Annotated in this window: 13 protein-coding genes; 4 read left to right on the top strand and 9 right to left on the bottom strand. The window is 37.4% G+C overall.

Going from position 1 to position 13,975, the window contains the following annotated elements; genetic code table 11:
- Positions 1 to 2,171: ESPR-type extended signal peptide-containing protein (locus tag ACWIW0_RS10475; RefSeq protein WP_454453266.1), on the bottom strand; the 2,171-nt coding region annotated here is incomplete at its 3' end.
- A 178-nt stretch (positions 2,172 to 2,349) separates the two neighbouring features.
- Positions 2,350 to 3,753, bottom strand: a complete 1,404-nt coding sequence (locus ACWIW0_RS10470; protein ID WP_454453265.1) for a YcjX family protein — start codon at positions 3,751 to 3,753, stop codon at positions 2,350 to 2,352.
- A gap of 114 nt (positions 3,754 to 3,867) precedes the next feature.
- Here ACWIW0_RS10470 and ACWIW0_RS10465 point away from each other — a divergent pair, with 114 nt between their 5' ends.
- Positions 3,868 to 4,707: a CYTH domain-containing protein gene (locus ACWIW0_RS10465; RefSeq protein ID WP_454453264.1), complete on the top strand. Its 840-nt coding sequence runs from the start codon at positions 3,868 to 3,870 to the stop codon at positions 4,705 to 4,707.
- A 99-nt stretch (positions 4,708 to 4,806) separates the two neighbouring features.
- Here the strand turns inward: ACWIW0_RS10465 and ACWIW0_RS10460 are convergent, their stop codons facing one another.
- The 5 genes from ACWIW0_RS10460 to metN form a co-directional block, all read right to left on the bottom strand.
- Complete coding sequence (locus tag ACWIW0_RS10460) at positions 4,807 to 5,601, bottom strand: MetQ/NlpA family lipoprotein (protein ID WP_454453263.1); 795 nt, start codon at positions 5,599 to 5,601, stop codon at positions 4,807 to 4,809.
- A gap of 206 nt (positions 5,602 to 5,807) precedes the next feature.
- Positions 5,808 to 6,620: a MetQ/NlpA family ABC transporter substrate-binding protein gene (locus ACWIW0_RS10455; RefSeq protein ID WP_454453262.1), complete on the bottom strand. Its 813-nt coding sequence runs from the start codon at positions 6,618 to 6,620 to the stop codon at positions 5,808 to 5,810.
- Between the two features lie 95 nt (positions 6,621 to 6,715).
- Positions 6,716 to 7,546 carry a MetQ/NlpA family lipoprotein gene (locus ACWIW0_RS10450; RefSeq protein ID WP_454453261.1) on the bottom strand — a complete coding sequence of 277 codons (831 nt, stop codon included), beginning with the start codon at positions 7,544 to 7,546 and terminating at the stop codon, positions 6,716 to 6,718.
- Between the two features lie 33 nt (positions 7,547 to 7,579).
- Positions 7,580 to 8,257: a methionine ABC transporter permease gene (locus ACWIW0_RS10445; RefSeq protein WP_454453260.1), complete on the bottom strand. Its 678-nt coding sequence runs from the start codon at positions 8,255 to 8,257 to the stop codon at positions 7,580 to 7,582.
- Positions 8,247 to 9,281, bottom strand: coding sequence for a methionine ABC transporter ATP-binding protein MetN (gene metN, locus ACWIW0_RS10440; protein ID WP_454453259.1), 1,035 nt, complete (start codon positions 9,279 to 9,281; stop codon positions 8,247 to 8,249). The genes ACWIW0_RS10445 and metN overlap by 11 nt, the downstream gene beginning before the upstream one ends.
- 106 nt (positions 9,282 to 9,387) lie before the next feature.
- On the opposite strand from metN, the gene ACWIW0_RS10435 reads away from it, so the two are divergent.
- Positions 9,388 to 9,510 carry a hypothetical protein gene (locus ACWIW0_RS10435; protein WP_454453258.1) on the top strand — a complete coding sequence of 41 codons (123 nt, stop codon included), beginning with the start codon at positions 9,388 to 9,390 and terminating at the stop codon, positions 9,508 to 9,510.
- A gap of 103 nt (positions 9,511 to 9,613) precedes the next feature.
- Here ACWIW0_RS10435 and trpA read toward each other — a convergent pair whose 3' ends face one another.
- Complete coding sequence (gene trpA / locus ACWIW0_RS10430; RefSeq protein WP_454453257.1) at positions 9,614 to 10,423, bottom strand: tryptophan synthase subunit alpha; 810 nt, start codon at positions 10,421 to 10,423, stop codon at positions 9,614 to 9,616.
- A 2-nt stretch (positions 10,424 to 10,425) separates the two neighbouring features.
- Positions 10,426 to 11,610 (bottom strand): tryptophan synthase subunit beta, encoded by a 1,185-nt coding sequence (trpB, locus tag ACWIW0_RS10425; protein ID WP_454453256.1) that lies wholly within the window; start codon positions 11,608 to 11,610, stop codon positions 10,426 to 10,428.
- 286 nt (positions 11,611 to 11,896) lie between these two features.
- On the opposite strand from trpB, the gene gap reads away from it, so the two are divergent.
- Both gap and ACWIW0_RS10415 read left to right on the top strand, forming a co-directional pair.
- Positions 11,897 to 12,901: a type I glyceraldehyde-3-phosphate dehydrogenase gene (gene gap, locus ACWIW0_RS10420; RefSeq protein ID WP_157393691.1), complete on the top strand. Its 1,005-nt coding sequence runs from the start codon at positions 11,897 to 11,899 to the stop codon at positions 12,899 to 12,901.
- Positions 12,902 to 13,079: 178 nt separating this feature from the next.
- The gene (locus ACWIW0_RS10415; RefSeq protein ID WP_454453255.1) at positions 13,080 to 13,634 is read left to right on the top strand and encodes a TIGR00645 family protein; all 555 of its coding nucleotides are present in this window, start codon (positions 13,080 to 13,082) and stop codon (positions 13,632 to 13,634) included.
- The last annotated feature ends 341 nt before the right edge of the window (positions 13,635 to 13,975 follow it).

The following is a 13,975-nucleotide window of genomic DNA, read 5'->3' as shown; positions in this document are numbered from 1 at the left end:
TCATTCAACTGTGCTACATTTACAGCGTCTTTATCACCTGTACCTGCTTCTACACCAGTGATTTTGCTATTATTCATATCCAAACCACCACTGATGGTTGCACCTTTTTCAGCTGTTAATTTATCTTTAACTGTAGCCGTACCATTTAGTGTAGTAGGACCATTCACTGTTGCTGAAGTAGCGGTTAAAGCCCCCGCTTTTGTGCTGGTAAACTCTACTTCATCTGCAGTTTTAATTGTGATATCTGAGCCACTGCGAGTAACTTCTATATTTTTACCTTGATTAATGGAAACAGAATCACCATTGGTAATTTTCTCACCAGTATCATTATTAGCTTTTAGCGTAAAACCTGCATTGTTAATTGCTTTGACAACATCTGCAGCTTTAGCTAATCCTGGTGTTCCTGTTGGAGCAGTGATTTTGGTAGCTTCCGTTGAAGTAATATCTTGAGTAACAACATTAAATTTCACTGTCGCATCACTTGCTCCAGTCACATTAGCTTTTGTAAAATCGCCATCTGCAAAAGTTACTTTATTATTGTTATCAATACGAGATTTAGCCGCAGCATTTTCATAAATATTAAAACCAACATTTTCCATTACCGTATACAGTTGGCTACCGTTGACTGCGTCAGTAGAATCTTTACTTACTCGACCTGCGGCGACGTTTTGGATTTGGCGTAATGCGACTGATTTACCTACAGAAACCGTTCCTGTTACACCTGTCATTCCTGCTACAGAGAGAGCATTATTGCTCGCATCAGCTTTATTAAAGTTTAAATTACTTACAGTTCCTGCAGTAGCAGTCGTAGCACCATCACCCAAAGCAACTGAGTTGGCTGTAGAGGCGTTAGCTCCATTACCAAAAGCTAAAGCATTTGTAGCGGAAGCAACAGCCTTGTTACCGATAGCAACAGAGTTAGAGCCTGATGCTTCAGCTTTGTTACCAAGAGCAACTGCACTTGCACCACTTGAATTAGTCGCATTACCTATAGCAACTGCATTATCTTTAGATGCCGTAGCCCCCTCACCCACAGCCACTGCACGACTGGCATTTGCAGTGGCATTACTACCAAAAGCAGAAGCCCATCGTTCTGCTGTTGTATTAGCACCAAAAGCCGAACCTCTTTCTTTGGTCACATTTGAGCCCGCACCAAATGCAACACTATCTTTACCATTGGCATACGCATCTTTACCGATAGAAATAGCGTTAGCACCTCCATTTGTCTTAGCACTTGTACCGATAGCGATAGAATCATTACCCCACGCTACAGAGTCGGTACCCAAGCCTAGAGAACCGTTAGATTTAGACGAGACATTACTACCAAATGCAAAGGCTCCTTCATTAGTAGCCTTTGCCCCATAACCGATGGCAACGGTGTTTTTGTTGTCTGCTGTTGAATTCGTACCGATGGCGAGAGCGTTTTCATTTTTCGCCTGTGTTCCCAAACCAATAGCGGTAGAGTTGTCGCCTGTCGCTTTAGCACCCACACCAATGGCGGTGGAATTGGTCGCGTTCGCTGAAGAACCTTTACCAACAGAAACCGCACTATCCCCACGCGCGCCTGCGCCCGAACCGAATGCAATGGTGTCGGCTTTGTTAGCTAAGGCACCTCGACCTATTGCTGTGCCGTTTACTCCGCCACTTTCTACTTTTGTGCCATTACCAATTGCTATCGCCCCCTCTGCTAAAGCTTTAGAGCCTTCCAACAAGGCAAGAGAGTGATCGCCTGATGCTTGGGAACTCTCTGTAATCGCAATTGAGCTACGACCACTTGTCGTCGCATTCCAACCTACAGCTAAAGACCCATAGCCTGAAGCATTAGATGTAGCTCCAATTGCCACAGCACCAGAACCTGTTGACTTAGCGGCTTGAGAAGTATTACCTGGATTAGTTCCAATCGCAATCGTATTCGCATTTCCATTAGCATTTCCGCCAGCAATAGAAATACCTTCCGTACTGTGAGATGTTATCCCATTCACTCCGCCTTGAACCGCCATTACCGAAACAGGAAGTAAGCTACTGGCTATCGTCAATGCTTTAAAAGATTGTTTTGCATTAACGTTTGATACTGTAGATGATTTGCTTTTTCCTTTAGCTTTAGATAATTCCGAAACTGCTACCCACGATTGGGTGGCGCAATTCCAAATGACTTTAAAAATTTTGTTCATAAATAACCTACATTAGTTCATATTAAACAGAAAAAATTGTAGGCATAATAGCTAAAAATATGGCTAGAAATACATTCAATTTTCAAAATTAATTTAATTTAATTTAATTTAATTTAATTTAATTTAATTTAATTTACATTATTTTACAGTTTTATTTAATATTTCCTACATATTATTTTTAAAATTTATCACCTAATAAAAACTGCAATACGGCATCCATTCTTAAATGAGGTAATGGCTGATCAAAAGCGACCTGTTTTGGCTCAAACTGATCAAACTCAAAACGATTATATTGCCAATAATTTGCATCAGGCAGACGACTCGGAACGCTACCCGGATAAAGTGTGACCAATTTTTTATCTGAAGAGCGTACTCCACGAATAGCTTTAAACTGCTTGCCCTCTTGAGTAGCAATAACGGCATCAGTGGCTCGAATGGACGCAATTGCTTGATAAGCGGTGTCTATCCCTTCAAAATTTGCAAAACGTCCACCTTCTTGCACTAATTGACGCATTAGGCTTTCTAAATTCGGAATTTGATCGGCCGTGATGTGATCAGCTTTGGTTGCGACAAATAACAGTTTGTCGATATTTGATGAAAATAAACGACTAAAGAGCGAGCGGTTGCCATAATGGAAATGCTTAAATAATTGCTGTAAGCCGATTTTCATTTCTAAAAAGGCTTGTTGGCTATGGTTAAGCGGCGTTAAACAATCAGCTAAGATAACTTGGCGATCAAATTGAGAAAAATAATCTTCATAAAACGGTTTCACTATTTTTTGCTGATAGTGTTGATATCGCTTTTCAAGCGTATGGTAAATACTATTTTTCGGGCTTTGTGCTAATTGTTGCCACTCTTGTTCACTTAAATCCAGCAAAGGAAAAAACTGAAATACAGGCGCTCCCCGCTCACTATGTGGTAGTACAAATCGCCCTGGTTGAATATATTGCATTCCCACTTCTTTACATTTTAGTAGATAAGCGGTGTAATCTTCGCTCAAATCTGCAAGTTGGTTTTCATCTGCTTTTGCACTTAAATCTAGCTGTTTCACTTGCGATAGCCACGCTTGTGCTAATTCTGCCCGTTCACCTTTATGGACTAATTGTTGAGCTTGCGACCACTCTTTGAATGTTTGTGATAATAGAGGTAAATCTAGCAACCACTCCCCAGGGTAATCAAAAATATCAAGATACAGCGTACCTGTTTCTTTGATATGGCGTAATAAGCTATCTCGGCGTTGATAACGAATTGCCAAACGAATTTCACTAATACCTGTTGTTGATGCAGACCAAACAGCGGGTTCATTTTCAAAACCTTGACGATTGCGATCATATTCAAAACGGGGAATAGTCAAATCGTGCTGTTCCACACGTTTAACCGATAAAATTTGTCCATTTTTTGCAAGGGCAAATAAATTAAGGTGAGCATTATCATTTATGTTGATATGCAATAGTTGATCGACAAAGCTAGTAATAAACGCTGTTTTTCCACTACGGCTTAAACCTGTAACGGCAAGGCGTAAGTGGTTATCTAAACCTCGTTGGACAAATTTATGAAGTTGCTGTTGAATTTGGTTAAACATTTTATATACTCAATAACACTAAAAATTGGTTTCCTCTACTCTTACGAGTAGAAATGATGTTGAAATATAACAAAATACGCTCTCAAAAGAAAATTTACCCCATTAAGGTTGGATATGGAAAACGAAATTGAAATAAAAATAATGTTACTCCCTGAAAATATTCCGATGATTTATCAATGGTTAAATCAGCAGAATATCCTTCGCCACGAAACAGAGGATCTAGCCAATTGCTATTACGATACGCCCGATCTCTACTTTGCAAAAGCCCAAATGGGACTTAGGGTGCGTAGTAAAAATAATCAGCATGAAATTACCTTAAAAACAAAGGGAGAAATTATGGGGGGATTACATATTCGCCCAGAATATAACTTAGCGTTAGCAAATAATTTCCCTGATTTAAAGCGGTTGGTTTCTCATTATAATTTGCAACTTGGCGATATTGAGCAGTTACAACAAGGTTTAAAAGCAACTTTTAGTACCGATTTTCAACGAGAAAAATGGGTTGTTGATTTTAATCAATCAGAAATTGAGATCGCCCTTGATCGAGGCTTAATTAAAAATAGTCAAGGCGAAGAAACGATTTGCGAGCTGGAATTTGAACTCAAACAGGGTAATGTCAGCGATATATTAGCATTGCTACAACAGCTCCCAACACAGAATGGAATGTGGTTTAGCAGTTTAAGTAAAGCTCAGCGTGGTTATTTAGTCGGCTATCCAGAGAAAATTGCTAAAGAAATAGATAAACTGACTGCTTATTCTGTCGAAAATCATACCGAAATCGAAAAATACCAATTCGCTCAACAGCTGGCTGATTTTATCCGATTAACACACACTGATAGTTTGCTTTCTAAATATCAACAAGTAACGGGTGAAAAGATTTTATCTGTGGATTATTTTATTAGCCGAGATTATTTGGAAAAGAGTATTCAGACTTTGGCTGCTTTGGGCTATTGACTACATTTTATTCACTGAAAAAGATGATCTGCCTCCAAAAAAATTAGACTGATTTAATTTTTTGGGGTCAGATCATCGCCACCGCTTATTTTATGTTTATTACCACCCTTTAACGACTCCACCTTTGAAGAGTTTTAAGGCTTCTTGGTAAACTTCTTCTGTTTGGTAAGATTTCACGAAATCCTGAATAGCTTCATTATTTTCATTTCCTTGACGAGTCACAATTAAATTCACATAAGGAGATTGCTTTGACTCCACAAACAGACCATCTTTATCAGGGCTTAGACCAATTTGTCCCGCAAAAGTATTGTTAATGATAGCAAAATCAACATCATCAAGCACTCGTGTTAATAGCTCACCATCAACCTCTTTAATTTGTAGGTTTCTTGGGTTCTCTACAATATCTAATTGAGTTGCTAGTAAATTGTTACTATCTTTCAATTTAATAAATCCTTGCTTTTCAAGTAACAACAATGAACGCCCTAAGTTTGTTGGGTTGTTTGGAACAGCTACTGTTGCACCATCTTGTAACTCTGAAATTGATTTAATTTTTTTAGAATAGGCAGCAATCGGATAAACAAAAGTATTACCTACAATACTTAGCTTAAATCCATTATCTTGAGAATCTTTGTCTAAATAAGGCTTATGCTGAAAAGCATTTGCATCAAGATCGCCTTTATGAACCGCTTCATTCGGTGAACCATAATCTGTAAATGAAATCAGCTCTACATCACGATTATATTTTTCTTTCGCAATTTTTGCTGCTATTTCTGCAATTTGATGCTCAGGTCCTGACATTACTCCTACTTTAATTTTCGTTTGTTTCTCATTACAAGCAGTTAAAAAGACTGCTGATACTAATGTTACGACACTTAATAACTTTTTGAACTTCATAAGAACTCCTAATTATATATAAAAAAAGCGGTTAGAAATCTAACCACCCAGACTGATGACAAACTTCAAAAGAACGTAAAATCTGTAGGGTGGGCTTTAGCCCACCATCTTTAAAATCAATAAGTTACAAAATGGTGGGCTTAAGCCCACCCTACACGAAATAAGTTCGTCAATAATCTGGCGGTTAGAAATCTAACCGCCTATGATTACCAACCTTTTACCACACCGTTGTTAAATAATTTCAACGCTTCTTGGTAAACTTCGTCTGTTTGGAACGCTTTTAAGAAAGTCTTTAAACGCTCATCGTCTTTGTTATCTTCACGACTTACAACTAAATTCACATACGGAGAATCTTTTGATTCAACAATCACACCATCTTTTTCAGGGCTTAAACCAGCCTGCCCCGCATAGGTATTATTGATGATCGAAAGATCAACATCATCTAAAGAACGAGTTAATAATGCGGTATCAACTTGTTTAATCTGAATATTTTTCGGATTCTCAATAATATCGTTTTCTGTTGAGAATAAATTTGTTGGATCTTTTAACTTAATCACACCATTTGCTTGTAATAACAGTAATGCACGTCCTGTATTACTTGGGTTATTTGGAATAGAAACAATCGCTCCCTCTTTTAACTCATCAAGTGTCTTGATTTTTTTAGAATAACCTGCAATCGGCCAAATAAAAGTATTACCGATAATCGCCATTTTATAACCACGATCTTTACTTTCCTGCTCTAAATATGGCACTGTTTGGAATGCGTTTGCATCAAGATCTTTAGTGTGTAAAGCTGCATTTGGCTGGGTATATTCAGTAAATTGAACTAATTCAACATCTAAACCATATTTTTCTTTTGCAATTTTTACCGCAACTTCTGTCATTTGAGCTTCAGGCCCAGTCATCACACCAATTTTTAAAGGTTGTGCTTTTGGTGCCTCAGCTTTTTTCTCTTCTTTACAACCCGTTAATGCGATAGCAGAAATAAGTGCTAAACCGAGTAATTTCTTAAAGTTCATTAGATTTATCCTTATAGCGAACGGAAAATAAAAAGCGGTGAGTTACACTCAAAAATTTGCAAATTTTTCAGTAAATCTCACCGCTTGTAATTGAATTACCAGCCTTTTACAACACCATCTTTGAAGTGTTTTTGTGCTTCTTGATATACTTCTTCAGTTTGGTAGGCTTTTACGAAATTTTGAATCGCATCGCTATCTTTATTGTTTGTACGAGCTACGATGATATTTACATAAGGTGAATCTTTGCTTTCAACAAATACACCATGTTCTGTTGCATTTAAGCCAACTTGACCAGCGTAAGTGTTGTTCACCACCGCTAAATCAACATCATCTAATGCTTTCGCTGCCACAGACGTATCTACTTCTTTAATTTTTAAGTTTTTTGGGTTTTCAACAATATCTAAAGACGTTGAGAATAAGTTAGTGTTGTCTTTTAATTTGATTAACCCTTGTTTTTCTAAAAGAATTAAAGCACGAGCCAAATTACTTGGGTCATTTGGCACAGCAACTACCGCACCTTCAGCTAATTCATCAACATTTTTAATTTTTTTAGAGTAACCTGCTAATGGATAAACAAAAGTATTACCTACAATAACTAGGTTATCTAAATTTTTAGATGCGACATCTTTATCTAAATACGGTTTGTGTTGGAATGCGTTTGCATCTAAGTCGCCTTTGCTTGTTGCGGTATTTGGCAATGCATAGTCATTGAAAAGCACAAATTCTACATCTAAGCCATATTTATCTTTTGCTACTTTTGCTGCCACTTCTGCCACTGTATGCTCAGGGCCCGACATTACACCTACTTTGATTTTTTGTGCTTGTGGTGCTGGAGCTGCAGTAGCTTCTGCTTTTTTATCTTCTTTACAGCCTGTTAATGCGAGAGCAGAAACAACAGCTAAACCTAATAATTTTTTAAAGTTCATAGGAAAGTCCTCTTAACAAATGTTATGTTTGAATTAACGATGATCGTAGCGTTTTGCAAGATTATCGCCAATTTTTTGGCTAATCATTACAATCGCAACAATAATAACGGTGGCGATCCATTTTACATATACCATATTTCGATGTTCGCCATAGCTGATAGCAAGGTTCCCCAAGCCACCACCACCAACAGCACCTGCCATTGCAGAATAGCCGATAAGAGCGACTAAAGTTAGCGTAATGCCATTGATTAAAATCGGTAAAGATTCAGGCAAATAGAATTTTGTTACCACTTGCCAATTCGTTGCTCCCATTGATTTTGCTGCCTCAGTTAAGCCACTTGGAATTTCTAACAGTGCGTTTGACGTTAAACGAGCAAAAAATGGAATTGCCGAAACACTTAACGGCACGATTGCCGCTGTTGTGCCTAAGGTTGTTCCAACCAATAGACGCGTGAAAGGCAGTAAGACCACAAGTAAAATAATAAATGGTACAGAACGGCCTACGTTGATGACAACATCTAATACTTGGTGTAATCCTTTATGTTCTAAAATTTCACCTTTGCCTGTTAAAAATGCAACAAAACCAATCGGTAAACCAATAACTACCGCCAATAATGTTGCCATAAATCCCATATACAGTGTTTCAAGTGTCGAAAGTGCAACTAGTTCCCACATTTGCGGTGTTAATTGACTTTGAAAATCAGCCCACATAACCTAGTACCTCAACTTTAACATTGTTATCAATTAAATAGAATTTTGCTTCCGCAATTGCATCAGGATCACCTTCCATTTCAGCAATCACAAACCCAAATTTTACGCCACCAGCATAGTCAATTTGCGACATCAAGATACTAAAATCAATACCGAATTTTTTAGATGCACAAGAAAGTAATGGGGCATCAACCGAACGCCCAGTAAACTCAAATTTAATAATCGGTTTACTATTTGGTGTCTGATTTGGTGACAGTTGATCCATATACTCTTTTGGTAACTCAATATGGAAAGTGGATTGAATAAAACGCTGTGCTAGTTCTGTTTTTGGATTAGAGAAAATTTCACTTACTGAACCACTTTCTACTAGACGACCTTGATCAATCACAGCAACACGATCACAAATGCGTTTTACCACGTCCATTTCGTGTGTAATTAACAAAATAGTTAAGCCTAAACGTTTATTGATCTCTTTGAGTAACTGTAAAATAGATTGTGTCGTAGCAGGATCTAAGGCACTCGTTGCTTCATCACACAATAAAACTTGCGGATCGCTTGCCAATGCACGAGCAATAGCCACACGCTGTTTTTGCCCACCAGATAAGTTACTTGGATAAACGTCACGTTTATCAGCCAAGCCAACTAATTCTAATAATTCGCTCACTTTTTTCTCAATTTGAGCTTGAGAGGTATGGCTTAATTCTAATGGTAACGCCACATTTTCAAATACCGTTCGGGAAGAAAGTAAATTAAAATGTTGGAAAATCATTGCGATATGACGGCGAGCCAAAATAAGCTCTTTTTCGGAAAGTGTTGTTAAATCTTTGCCATCAACAATAACTTGCCCGAGTGTTGGGCGTTCCAATAAATTCACGCAACGGATTAGCGTACTTTTTCCAGCACCTGATGCCCCGATAACACCGTAAATTGTGCCTTTGGGTACTTCAAGATTAACATTGTCAAGAGCAGTTATTTTCTGCCCTTTAACTTCAAACTGTTTGCTGATTTGTTTCAGCTGAATCATAAAAGCCTGTCCACACTAAAAGTAAAATAATTGGGTATTTTAGACGTCTAGAATGCTATGTCAATCAAGTAATGTTATTTTTTATGACAAAAAGGAATAAAATACGATGAATGAGCTATTCAAATTGTTTGTTTTGCAAGCAACTTCAAAAAAATTACTACTTAATGGTGCCATTTCACAAGGTTATAACCGTACTGTACGTTTTTATGAAAGATTTACGTTCCGCTGAAGACTATCGAATCCTATTCTTGGGAAAGAGAGAGACAAATTGGAAACACAAAGGAAGCATTGCTCTCTCGAATGAGATAATATTTAATGGATTTATCTTGATATTATAAAACAGTCGCTTCTTTCATATTTTTTACAAATTCAGCTAACTCACTGAGTAATTGAGTCTGATTGCTGAGATTCCGCTCAATAATTTTCACAATGGCAGATCCTGAAATTGCACCATCAGCCCCTAATCGTAAAGATTCTCTCACTTGACTTGGCTGTGCAATGCCAAAGCCTTGCAAAATTGGAGCGGAATCTGACCGCTTGAGAGCTTCAATTAAATGATCGAGATTACTCGCATTCTGTTGATTTTCTGCACTTGTTACTCCTGAACGTGAAACTAGGTAAGTGTAGCCTTCGGTATTTTGAGCGATCTTCTCAATAGTTGTTTGATCTGCATTTGGTGGACAAATAAAGACTGGTGCAATCTCATATTTTTTCGCAATTTGAGTAAACTCTTGTGCATAATCTACGGGGATATCTGCAACTAACACCGCATCAACGCCAACTTGTTGGCAACGTTGATAAAATTGTTCAGCTGTCGGCACAAAAATAAGGTTAGCACAAAGCAATAATCCAATTGGTATGGTCGGATATTTTGCTCGAATTTTGGCAAGTAATTCAAAACAAGCATCTGTACTATAACCTGCATCTAGTGCTCGTTTATTAGCAGCTTGAATAACAGGACCATCTAATAAAGGGTCAGAAAATGGAAAGCCTAATTCTAGTGCATCTGCACCGTTTGCAATTAAGGTTTCGATAATTTCAAATGAGCGTTCAAAATCAGGATCACAAAGTGTTACAAACGGAACAAAAGCCCCTTGATTTTTTTCTTTTAGCTGTTGAAAAAGCGTGTTAAAGCGGTTCATTATTACTCTCCATTTAAAATTTTATCGACCGTAAAAATATCTTTATCACCACGCCCAGATAGATTCACTATAAGTAATTGTTCTTTATTTGGATTTTCTTTAATCAATTTTAATGCGTAAGCTAAAGCGTGTGATGATTCTAATGCAGGAATAATACCTTCATTTTTTGCAAGAGTTTGGAAAGCATCAAGTGCTTCTTGATCAGTAATTGAAACATATTCTGCTCGCCCAGTTGCATTTAAATGGGCGTGCTGTGGTCCAACAGAAGGGAAATCAAGCCCCGCTGAAATAGAATAAGATTCTTCAATTTGCCCATCTTTGTCTTGCATAATTGGAGATTTCATTCCGAAATAGATACCAACTGTACCGTGTTTTAGTGGTGCACCGTGTTCACCTGTTTCAATACCTTTTCCAGCAGGTTCTACACCAATCAATTTCACATTCTTTTCAGCGATAAAATCACTAAACATTCCGATTGCATTTGATCCACCACCAACGGCTGCAATGACGGCATCAGGCAAGCGTCCTTCCCTTTCCATAATTTGGCGTTTCGTTTCTTCACCAATCATTTTTTGAAATTCACGCACTATTGTTGGAAATGGGTGTGGACCCGCTGCTGTACCGAGTAAATAATGGGTAGTTTCATAATTTGCAGCCCAATCACGCATTGCTTCACAACACGCATCTTTTAGTGAACAAGATCCTTTCTCAACAGGGATAACTTCTGCCCCCATTAAACGCATACGAAATACGTTTGGTGATTGGCGTTCAACATCTTTAGCCCCCATATATATCACACAAGGCATTGCTAACATTGCACAAGCAAGTGCAGTTGCAACACCGTGCTGCCCTGCTCCAGTTTCTGCAATGATACGAGTTTTACCCATTTTTTTTGCTAACAAAATCTGCCCTAATACTTGGTTCGTTTTGTGAGCCCCACCGTGTAATAAATCTTCACGTTTTAAGTAGAGTTTCGTGTTCGTCCCTTTAGTTAAATTACGACAGAGTGTGAGAGCTGTTGGTCTGCCTGCATAATTCTTTAATAGGTCAGTAAATTCCGCTTGGAATTGCGGATCATTTTGAGCCTCCACAAAGGCTTGCTCTAACTGTTTTAAGACTGGAACTAAAATCTCAGGAACATACATTCCCCCAAATTCACCAAAATAAGGGTTTAGAAGCGTATTCATATTTGCTTTCCTCATTACTACTATTTTTTAACGAGTGTACTATTAAACTAGTACAAAGTAAACTTTAATCTTTAAATATAATTGTAGCTGATTTATGCAAAACAATATTTGTTATTTTCAAGCCACTCTTTTTAAAAATTTGACATAGATCACACAAAATTTATCTGTTATAGTTGCGAATGAGCTTTCTGTTGTAAAAAAAGGAAAAGACTATGCTATAATCAGCACAACTTTCCGAACAGGGAGAAACAAGTTTTGTTTAACTTTAAATATAGGTGGAAAATCTATGGCAATTAAAATTGGTATTAATGGTTTCGGTCGTATTGGTCGTATCGTATTCCGTGCTGCTCAACAACGTGATGATATCGAAGTTGTAGGTATTAACGACTTAATCGATGTTGATTATATGGCATATATGTTGAAATACGATTCAACTCACGGTCGTTTCAATGGTACTGTTGAAGTTAAAGATGGTCAATTAGTTGTAAACGGTAAAGCTATCCGTGTTACAGCTGAACGTGATCCTGCTAACTTAAAATGGAATGAAATCGGTGTTGATGTTGCAGTTGAAGCAACTGGTTTATTCTTAGATGATGAAACAGCTCGTAAACACATCACAGCAGGTGCGAAAAAAGTTGTTTTAACTGGTCCATCTAAAGACAATACCCCAATGTTTGTAAACGGTGTAAACTTCGACAAATACGCAGGACAAGATATCGTTTCTAACGCATCTTGCACAACTAACTGTTTAGCACCATTAGCTAAAGTAATCCACGAAAAATTTGGTATTAAAGAAGGCTTAATGACAACGGTTCACGCTACAACTGCAACTCAAAAAACAGTTGATGGTCCATCTGCAAAAGACTGGCGTGGTGGTCGTGGTGCATCACAAAACATCATCCCTTCATCAACAGGTGCAGCGAAAGCAGTAGGTAAAGTATTACCAGCATTAAATGGTAAATTAACTGGTATGGCTTTCCGCGTTCCAACAGCTAACGTTTCTGTTGTTGACTTAACTGTAAACTTAGAAAAACCAGCAACTTATGCTGAAATCTGTGCAGAAATCAAACGTGCATCTGAAAACGAAATGAAAGGCGTATTAGGCTATACTGAAGATGCAGTGGTATCAACAGACTTCAACGGTGCAGTTGAAACTTCTGTATTCGATGCTGCAGCAGGTATCGCATTAACAGATACTTTCGTTAAATTAGTATCTTGGTACGATAACGAAACTGGTTATTCAAACAAAGTATTAGATTTAGTATCTTTAGTTCATAATTATAAAGGCTAATTCTAATTAGTTCATTGATAGTAAAAAGCTAGGTGGTAAGCCTAGCTTTTTTGTTGGGAAATATCCTATTCAATTTAAAGAAATTACCCTTCTTCGCATTTCAAATAGTCTATCATTGACATAAGAATATAGATACAATAGTCTCATCGATAAAATCTACTTTTAATTTAGGTATTATATGGAATATCACTCTTCTCAATCATATCCAGCACAAAAGAAACATAAAGCCCCTTCTTTAATTGGACATCTTATCTTTGCTAGTCGCTGGCTACAATTGCCAATGTATTTGGGCTTAATTGTAGTACAAGGTATTTATGCGTATAAGTTTATTAAATCACTATGGGAACTCACAATTAATTTAAAACAGATGGACTCAAATACCATTATGTTGGCTGTGCTTAATCTTATTGATGTGGTGATGATTGCAAACTTGCTTGTAATGGTCATCGTAGGAGGTTACGAAATTTTTGTGTCTAAGTTACACACAGAAAATCACCCAGATGAACCTGAATGGTTAAGTCACGTCAATGCTTCAGTACTAAAAGTGAAACTCTCAATGTCAATTATCAGCATCTCTTCCATTCATATGTTGCAGACGTTTGTTAATGCGGCAAATATGGATGAAAAAACAATGATGTGGCAATTATTGTTACATTTAGGTTTCTTAGTTTCAGCTCTTGCAATGGCATATACAGATAAAATCCTATACGGAACAAGCCACAAAGAGCATTAACAATAGTTTACAAGCGGTTAGTTAAGGTAGATTATTTGTAAATAAAGAGGCATAGTAGATAAAGGTGTAATGGACAAAATGGTTACGATATTATGTAGCCGCTGCTACATAATACTGAATGGTTACTGATTTACCCATTATACCCAATTCTCTTTATCAACATACATTATTAGATTCCCTTTCAAAAGCTGTTGATAAATAAAATTTTTCCTCCCCTTAATCTACAAATTCTCGGTATTATGTAGCAGTTGCACAAAATTGAAAAAACTCTCTCCCACTTGTGGGAGAGAGACAGACTGATGACAAACTTCAAAAGAACGTAAAATCTGTAGGGTGGGCTT

This window comes from Ursidibacter sp. B-7004-1, assembly GCF_053654055.1.
Note: the sequence above shows the minus strand (reverse complement) of the source record. Positions and strands in the feature narration are given on the sequence as shown.

Excerpts from the sequence above, each read along its gene's own strand:
- ACWIW0_RS10435 (WP_454453258.1), top strand. The coding sequence starts at position 9,388 with ATGAATGAGCTATTCAAATTGTTTGTTTTGCAAGCAACTTCAAAAAAA.
- ACWIW0_RS10445 (WP_454453260.1), bottom strand. The coding sequence starts at position 8,257 with ATGTGGGCTGATTTTCAAAGTCAATTAACACCGCAAATGTGGGAACTA.
- ACWIW0_RS10460 (WP_454453263.1), bottom strand. The coding sequence starts at position 5,601 with ATGAAGTTCAAAAAGTTATTAAGTGTCGTAACATTAGTATCAGCAGTC.
- trpA (WP_454453257.1), bottom strand. The coding sequence starts at position 10,423 with ATGAACCGCTTTAACACGCTTTTTCAACAGCTAAAAGAAAAAAATCAA.
- gap (WP_157393691.1), top strand. The coding sequence starts at position 11,897 with ATGGCAATTAAAATTGGTATTAATGGTTTCGGTCGTATTGGTCGTATC.
- ACWIW0_RS10415 (WP_454453255.1), top strand. The coding sequence starts at position 13,080 with ATGGAATATCACTCTTCTCAATCATATCCAGCACAAAAGAAACATAAA.
- metN (WP_454453259.1), bottom strand. The coding sequence starts at position 9,281 with ATGATTCAGCTGAAACAAATCAGCAAACAGTTTGAAGTTAAAGGGCAG.
- ACWIW0_RS10470 (WP_454453265.1), bottom strand. The coding sequence starts at position 3,753 with ATGTTTAACCAAATTCAACAGCAACTTCATAAATTTGTCCAACGAGGT.
- ACWIW0_RS10450 (WP_454453261.1), bottom strand. The coding sequence starts at position 7,546 with ATGAACTTTAAAAAATTATTAGGTTTAGCTGTTGTTTCTGCTCTCGCA.
- ACWIW0_RS10455 (WP_454453262.1), bottom strand. The coding sequence starts at position 6,620 with ATGAACTTTAAGAAATTACTCGGTTTAGCACTTATTTCTGCTATCGCA.
- ACWIW0_RS10465 (WP_454453264.1), top strand. The coding sequence starts at position 3,868 with ATGGAAAACGAAATTGAAATAAAAATAATGTTACTCCCTGAAAATATT.
- trpB (WP_454453256.1), bottom strand. The coding sequence starts at position 11,610 with ATGAATACGCTTCTAAACCCTTATTTTGGTGAATTTGGGGGAATGTAT.